Consider the following 5,890-nt stretch of genomic DNA (forward strand, 5'->3'; position numbering starts at 1 on the left):
GAAATCCTTGGGGATGAGGTGGCGTCATTGGATGTGTTGCAGGAAGTTTTCATTAAAATATGGAAACAGATAGATCAGTATGATCCTGCCAAAGGAAGACTCTTCACCTGGATGTTCAATATTGCAAGAAATGCAGCAATAGATGCTACACGAAGGAAGGATTACAAGAATAAGAAGAAAAATTATTCTGTAAATGATTATACTTTTTTACCGGATAAAACACCACACCCTGTAGAGGATGCAGGATTACGAAAGCTCATACAATCATTGAAAGCAGAATACAAAGTGCTCATTGAATTGTCGTATTTCCAGGGATATACCCAGGAAGAGATTGCTGAAATATTGAAACTTCCATTAGGTACTGTAAAAACAAGAATAAGAACAGCAATACTGCAATTAAAAAAACAGATCAGTTAGCATGGATATACATGCATACATAAAGAGCGGCATCATTGAAAGTTACCTGTTAGGCATCGCTGGTGATGATGAAAAACAGGAACTGGATAAGATGCGCCGCCTTTACCCCGAAGTAGAAAATGCCATCCACAGCGCTGAAGAATGGTTGCTGGGCATGGCAACACCCGTGTCAACGCCTGTACCCTCCGGCATCAGGGATAAGATCTTTGCAAGAATCGGCTCTGAGATCCGGGATACGCCCATGCCTGTGGAGATCAGGATCAGTAACCCGGTGTATAAGTATACTGCCGCTGCATCAGTGGTATTGCTGATTTCCAGCATTGTGATCAATTTTATTCTTTATAACAAATACAGCACAGAAAAAGAACAGGTGATCGCTCTGCAGGATAAGCAACAAAATCTGCTGGCCGATCAACAGATCATTCAAGTTAAGATGAACATAATGGGGCAGGACCTTCAGATGCTTACCGCAGCTGATATTGTGAAGATACCCATGCCCGCACTTCCTGGTAAAGGTAAAGGGCAATCCATCCTTTTTCTGAATGCAACAAATAATCAATTGCTGCTGGCAGCCCATTCCCTGCCTGCCGCACCTCATGATAAGCAGTATCAACTCTGGGCAATTGTAAATGGAAAGCCTGTAAATGCAGGTATGCTGGTGAACGGAGAAAGTATATGCAAATTTGCAGCCATTACCGGAGCCGAAGCATATGCAGTTACACTGGAACCTGCCGGAGGCAGCGCCAGTCCTACACTTGAGCAGATGTATATTTATGGAAAGGTGAACGGATAAAAAAAATTCCGTTTTGTAAAACCTTATTTCATCACCCTGCGTACCTATAATAGCCACATCAAGAGTCCAGTCAGCCTTATAAAGGGTTACCACACATAATTTTCTTTAACAGCTAAAAGAAACATCATGCGGAAAGACATCGAGCGTCTGCCTGAAAAAGGCGGCGAAGGAATCATATTGCCTGAAAATGCCAGCAGGAGGAAATTCCTCTCCTATGTAGGCCTGGCAGCATCTGTTGTTACTGCATCATCATTGCTCACATCCTGTGATAAGGATGATGATGATAACAATAACGGAGTGAATCTTGGGAGTGGTGATATTGGCGTGCTGAATTATGCATATGCACTGGAGCAACTGGAAGCAGCATTCTACACGCAGGTGATCGCTTCACAATTCACTGGTATTACGGCCTCCGAAGTGGCATTGCTCACTGATATACGCGACCATGAAGTTGCTCACCGCGAATTTTTCAAAGCAGCGCTTGCGGGTAATGCCATCGGTTCTCTGGAAGTGGATTTCTCCTCCATCAATTTTTCCAGCAGAACAAGTGTGCTGAATACTGCAAAAGCATTTGAAGACCTGGGTGTGTCTGCCTACAATGGTGCAGGCAAGCTCATCACAACAAAAGCTTACCTGGAGCTGGCCGGAAAGATCGTGTCTGTGGAAGCAAGGCATGCGGCCTATATCCGCGATCTGATCAGCAATGGCAGCTTTGCGGACAGTACAGTAGTGAATGCACAGGGACTTGATCTTGCCAAATCTCCTTCAGAGGTGTTGGCCACTGCTGCAACATTCCTGAAAACCAAGGTCAACGCATCCAATTTACCCACCACTTAAATGTATTCATATGAACCTGTTTGATATTTTCAACCGGATAGAGAAACACGATCCTGACGTATATGATCGCATGGATACAAGAAGGAAGGCGATGCAGCAGTTTGCCCGCACGGGCCGTGTGATAGCGCTTACAGCACTGCCACTGGCCCTGGGTAGCCTGTTCAAAAAAGCATACGGAAGGGATACTCCCGGTATTATTGCGGTGCTGCAATACGCACTCACTCTGGAATACCTGGAAGCTGAATTTTATACCAAGGGTGTTGCAATGGCTCCTATTCCTGCAGGTGCAGCTGTTGGCGCCATCACTACTATACGTGATCATGAGAATGCACATGTGGCCTTGCTGAAAACGGTGATCGGTCAATTGGGCGCCACACCTGTAGCAAAACCCATATTCGATTTCTCCGCCGGCAATGGCAGCAACAATGGACCATTCAAAGATGTGTTCACCAACTATGCACTCTTCCTGGCCGTTGCACAAACTTTTGAAGATACAGGTGTCCGTGCATACAAGGGGCAGGCAACTGAACTGATGGAGAACAATGATATTCTCACTGCAGCCCTTCAGATCCATTCAGTGGAAGCGCGTCATGCGGCGCATATCCGCAGCATGCGCAGGGCACTGCTTAGCCAGGATTCCATCAAACCCTGGATTACGGGTAAGGATACAGGTGGTATTGGTGCGGCTGTACAAGCCAGCTATAACGGAGAAGACCTCACCACGCAGGCCGGAGCAAACATCGTGAACATCGGCGGTTCCGGGGTTGATGCAGATGCGGCTTCAGAGTCTTTTGATGAGCCGTTGACAAAGGCCGCCGTGCTGGCCATCGTGGATCCATTCATCGTATAATTATTTCAATCAAATATAACGAACATGAAAAAGACAATTCTGCTGATGGCATTCTGTCTGCCTGTGGCGCTGATGACCAGCAGCTTTACAAGCAATAACGAAACTCCTGTTCTTCAAACCGAAGTGAAGAAAGACTGGATGAAATCTTCTACAGGCACCTGGCCTGGCATGAAAGATGGTAAAACCTACTGGTACAAGCTCGATAAAAAAGCAGGCCTCTGGTGGAGCACTGATGGTAAGAAATGGGCAGCAGTGAGCGACGGCGCCTGGGCTGATAAAGATGGCAAGTGGCTCAAGATCCACAATAAGAAATTAGTATGGAGCACCGATGGCAATTCCTGGTCAGATGTACCCGAGTGGAAATGGGAAGGCTCTGATGGAAAATGGTACAAGTTCGATCAGAAATGGAGTCTTTGGGTGAATTCATAGGAGCTTGATGCGGTCATATAGGCAGGGCCTGCGGTGAAAACTGCGGGCCATTTTTTTGCGGATCGAAACTTCCAATTCCAAATGTTTTCTTAATTCTGGCACAGATCACTAAACAATCTTTATCCATTGTGGTCAGAATACCAAACTGACCATTATGAATAAACGATACTTTTTTACAATGCTCACCGTGCTGACCGTTGTAATATTTGGATGTTCCTCTTCCAAACCCGCTACAGAAGAAGGCCGCGAAAGATGGGTAACCCTTGGGTCGAGCCGTGTTGATTACAAGATGGACCGTGATGTGATACGTGTTGATTCCCGCAATGCTTTCAGCCAGTTGAAATTCGGAGTACAGGGTGGTGCAATCAATATGCATCGCGCCACTATCCACTTTGAGAATGGCAGTACACAGGAAGTAAACCTCAGGGATAATTTCAGAAGAGGAAGCGCTTCAAGGGTAATTGATCTGCAGGGAAACCGCAGGCGCATCGACAGGATCTCTGTCTGGTACGACACCAAACAACGCTCCCGCAAAAAAGCTGAGCTGATCGTATACGGAAAATAAAATTAAAACATGAGGGCGCAACTTTTCAGATGCGTCCTCATGATTTTTACAGCCCAGAATTTTTTGAGCCTTTTTCAGAATCAGCAGAACCAGACGTCTTATCATCATCTTCTTCCTTCTTTTCATCCCACTCCACGTCTTCTGCCTCCTCTTCCGTGATGTCATTCTCTTCCAGATCTTCTTCATCCAGTACCGGAGAGCCATCCTCTTCATCATCCGTTTCTGAATCCAAAGGACTGGAGCCTGTTTCGTCTGCCATCGACGCTTGCAGAGTGCTTGGTTGTTCCAGATCCTGCTTGGCAGGTTGCTGTCCCTTTTTTTCGTTGCCTTGCTTTTTCATGATTTTGATTTTTTTAGTTGTTGATGAACCTGCACAAAAACGAAACCATCTGTTTCCTGAGAGTTGTGGAATAAAGCTTATGCGTGGCAAGTGGAGCTTATTACTCACTACCGGGGCATTTAAGGGGAATGGAATTTGTGCAATATCAGCCTGAATAGTAAAAACACTTTTTATGGCACAATCACAAACAACGGAAAACAAGAATCCTGTTGAAAAGCATCCGAAACCTCCGTTTCCGGAGCAGCAACAGGAAATTCCAGGTACCGATAAAGAACTTAATCCCCGGGCTGATCACGGCGAGCATTCCTATAAAGGTTCCGGAAAACTGTCTGGCAAAAAGGCTATTATCACAGGTGGTGATTCAGGCATCGGCAGGGCAGTGGCCATTGCCTTTGCCAGGGAGGGTGCGGATGTTCTGATCTCCTACCTGAATGAACATGAGGATGCAAAGGAAACAGAAAAATGGATCAGGGAAGCAGGACGGGATGCGGTACTTGTACCGGGAGATATCAGCGAGGAAGGGCATTGCCAACAGATCATCGAAAGGGCGATGTCCGAGTTCGGTAAGATAGATATCCTGGTAAACAATGCGGCTTACCAGATGTCGCACAAGTCATTGCAGGAAATCTCGGCAGCCGAACTGGACTATACTTTCAAAACGAATATCTATTCCATGTTTTATCTCTGCAAGGCGGCAGAAACATATCTTAAACCGGGTAGTACAGTGATCAATACTTCTTCTGTGAATGCCTACAAGCCCAATCCCGTTTTGCTCCATTATGCCACTACCAAGGGAGCTATCCAGAATTTCACCTCAGGGCTGGCGCAGTTATGGGCAGAGAAAGGTATCCGTGTAAATTGTGTGGCACCGGGGCCCGTGTGGACGCCTTTGATCCCAAGCACTTTCCCACCTGAGGAAGTGGCGAAATTTGGGGAGCAGACACCTTTGAAGAGGGCAGGGCAACCGGCGGAACTTGCTCCGGCATACGTTTTCCTGGCATCGGATGATTCCAGTTATGTACTGGGAGCCACCATACAGGTAACAGGTGGTACACCAACTATATAATTAACTGAACGGAAAATTAAACGGGGGTTCCTAGGGAGCCCCCGTTTGATAATGTCTGGCTGACGAAGCCATGAATTTGATTGATTATTCCTCCGTATGATTTCCGGAGGCTTCGATAGCAAGTCCGGCATGCCTTGAAATATCACTCTCACGACCGGTATCACAATGCACCCAGATGTCTTCTTTTTCTCCTTTTACATGTTTAATTCTCAACTCTTTCATTAAAACACCACCTTTTGACGTATCATCCCGCTTAAAGCTGATTTCGATTGACCGTAACAGGTAGTAAGGATCGGAATGATGCAATTCTGCCATTGCTGTCATAGGAACAACAATGTCTGATCCCCTGATTGGCATATCGAAATGAATCCTGAATTCTTTCTTTTTCATATCCTCTCTTTTAGATTCAGAAATTGTTCAGGGTGGGGTATAATCACCCTGTTTCAAAAAATCTGCCAGTAACGGAGGAACGAAAATGTTAAAAGTGATTTCCTGTGTAAGTAATTGTAATTCTTTGGTTTAGCGAGAAATATTTAACATGGGACATTTGTCAAAAAATATTTTCAATCAATTCATCTCCGCTGCCTTAATAG

9 protein-coding genes are annotated in these 5,890 nt (G+C 45.6%); 7 read left to right on the plus strand and 2 right to left on the minus strand.

The features are described 5' to 3' along the window. The 6 genes from ACTHMC_RS26315 to ACTHMC_RS26340 form a co-directional block, all read left to right on the plus strand. Positions 1-417: RNA polymerase sigma factor (locus ACTHMC_RS26315; RefSeq protein WP_440417879.1), on the plus strand; the 417-nt coding region annotated here is incomplete at its 5' end. A gap of 1 nt (position 418) precedes the next feature. Further along, on the plus strand, positions 419-1,210 hold the full coding sequence (locus ACTHMC_RS26320) for an anti-sigma factor (RefSeq protein WP_440417881.1): 792 nt from the start codon (positions 419-421) through the stop codon (positions 1,208-1,210). Between the two features lie 126 nt (positions 1,211-1,336). Continuing rightward, positions 1,337-2,047: a ferritin-like domain-containing protein gene (locus ACTHMC_RS26325; RefSeq protein ID WP_440417883.1), complete on the plus strand. Its 711-nt coding sequence runs from the start codon at positions 1,337-1,339 to the stop codon at positions 2,045-2,047. Between the two features lie 10 nt (positions 2,048-2,057). After that, positions 2,058-2,897, plus strand: coding sequence for a ferritin-like domain-containing protein (locus tag ACTHMC_RS26330; protein WP_440417885.1), 840 nt, complete (start codon positions 2,058-2,060; stop codon positions 2,895-2,897). 24 nt (positions 2,898-2,921) lie between these two features. Next, a complete protein-coding gene (locus tag ACTHMC_RS26335) occupies positions 2,922-3,326 on the plus strand; it encodes a hypothetical protein (RefSeq protein ID WP_440417887.1) in 405 nt (134 codons plus the stop codon). Positions 3,327-3,480: 154 nt separating this feature from the next. Beyond that, a complete protein-coding gene (locus tag ACTHMC_RS26340; RefSeq protein WP_440417888.1) occupies positions 3,481-3,891 on the plus strand; it encodes a hypothetical protein in 411 nt (136 codons plus the stop codon). Positions 3,892-3,937: 46 nt separating this feature from the next. Here ACTHMC_RS26340 and ACTHMC_RS26345 read toward each other — a convergent pair whose 3' ends face one another. Further along, complete coding sequence (locus tag ACTHMC_RS26345) at positions 3,938-4,231, minus strand: hypothetical protein (RefSeq protein ID WP_440417890.1); 294 nt, start codon at positions 4,229-4,231, stop codon at positions 3,938-3,940. A 172-nt stretch (positions 4,232-4,403) separates the two neighbouring features. Between ACTHMC_RS26345 and ACTHMC_RS26350 the strand changes: the two genes are divergently transcribed. Continuing rightward, on the plus strand, positions 4,404-5,297 hold the full coding sequence (locus ACTHMC_RS26350) for an SDR family oxidoreductase (protein WP_440417892.1): 894 nt from the start codon (positions 4,404-4,406) through the stop codon (positions 5,295-5,297). 84 nt (positions 5,298-5,381) lie between these two features. Here the strand turns inward: ACTHMC_RS26350 and ACTHMC_RS26355 are convergent, their stop codons facing one another. Next, positions 5,382-5,687 (minus strand): hypothetical protein, encoded by a 306-nt coding sequence (locus tag ACTHMC_RS26355; RefSeq protein WP_440417893.1) that lies wholly within the window; start codon positions 5,685-5,687, stop codon positions 5,382-5,384. Positions 5,688-5,890 lie beyond the last annotated feature (203 nt).

This window comes from Pseudobacter sp. (genome assembly GCF_051955275.1).
Classification (GTDB): Bacteria; Bacteroidota; Bacteroidia; order Chitinophagales; family Chitinophagaceae; genus Pseudobacter.

Coding starts and splice junctions, on each gene's coding strand:
- ACTHMC_RS26325 (WP_440417883.1), top strand. CDS start 1,337: ATGCGGAAAGACATCGAGCGTCTGCCTGAAAAAGGCGGCGAAGGAATC.
- ACTHMC_RS26355 (WP_440417893.1), bottom strand. CDS start 5,687: ATGAAAAAGAAAGAATTCAGGATTCATTTCGATATGCCAATCAGGGGA.
- ACTHMC_RS26350 (WP_440417892.1), top strand. CDS start 4,404: ATGGCACAATCACAAACAACGGAAAACAAGAATCCTGTTGAAAAGCAT.
- ACTHMC_RS26345 (WP_440417890.1), bottom strand. CDS start 4,231: ATGAAAAAGCAAGGCAACGAAAAAAAGGGACAGCAACCTGCCAAGCAG.
- ACTHMC_RS26340 (WP_440417888.1), top strand. CDS start 3,481: ATGAATAAACGATACTTTTTTACAATGCTCACCGTGCTGACCGTTGTA.
- ACTHMC_RS26335 (WP_440417887.1), top strand. CDS start 2,922: ATGAAAAAGACAATTCTGCTGATGGCATTCTGTCTGCCTGTGGCGCTG.
- ACTHMC_RS26320 (WP_440417881.1), top strand. CDS start 419: ATGGATATACATGCATACATAAAGAGCGGCATCATTGAAAGTTACCTG.
- ACTHMC_RS26330 (WP_440417885.1), top strand. CDS start 2,058: ATGAACCTGTTTGATATTTTCAACCGGATAGAGAAACACGATCCTGAC.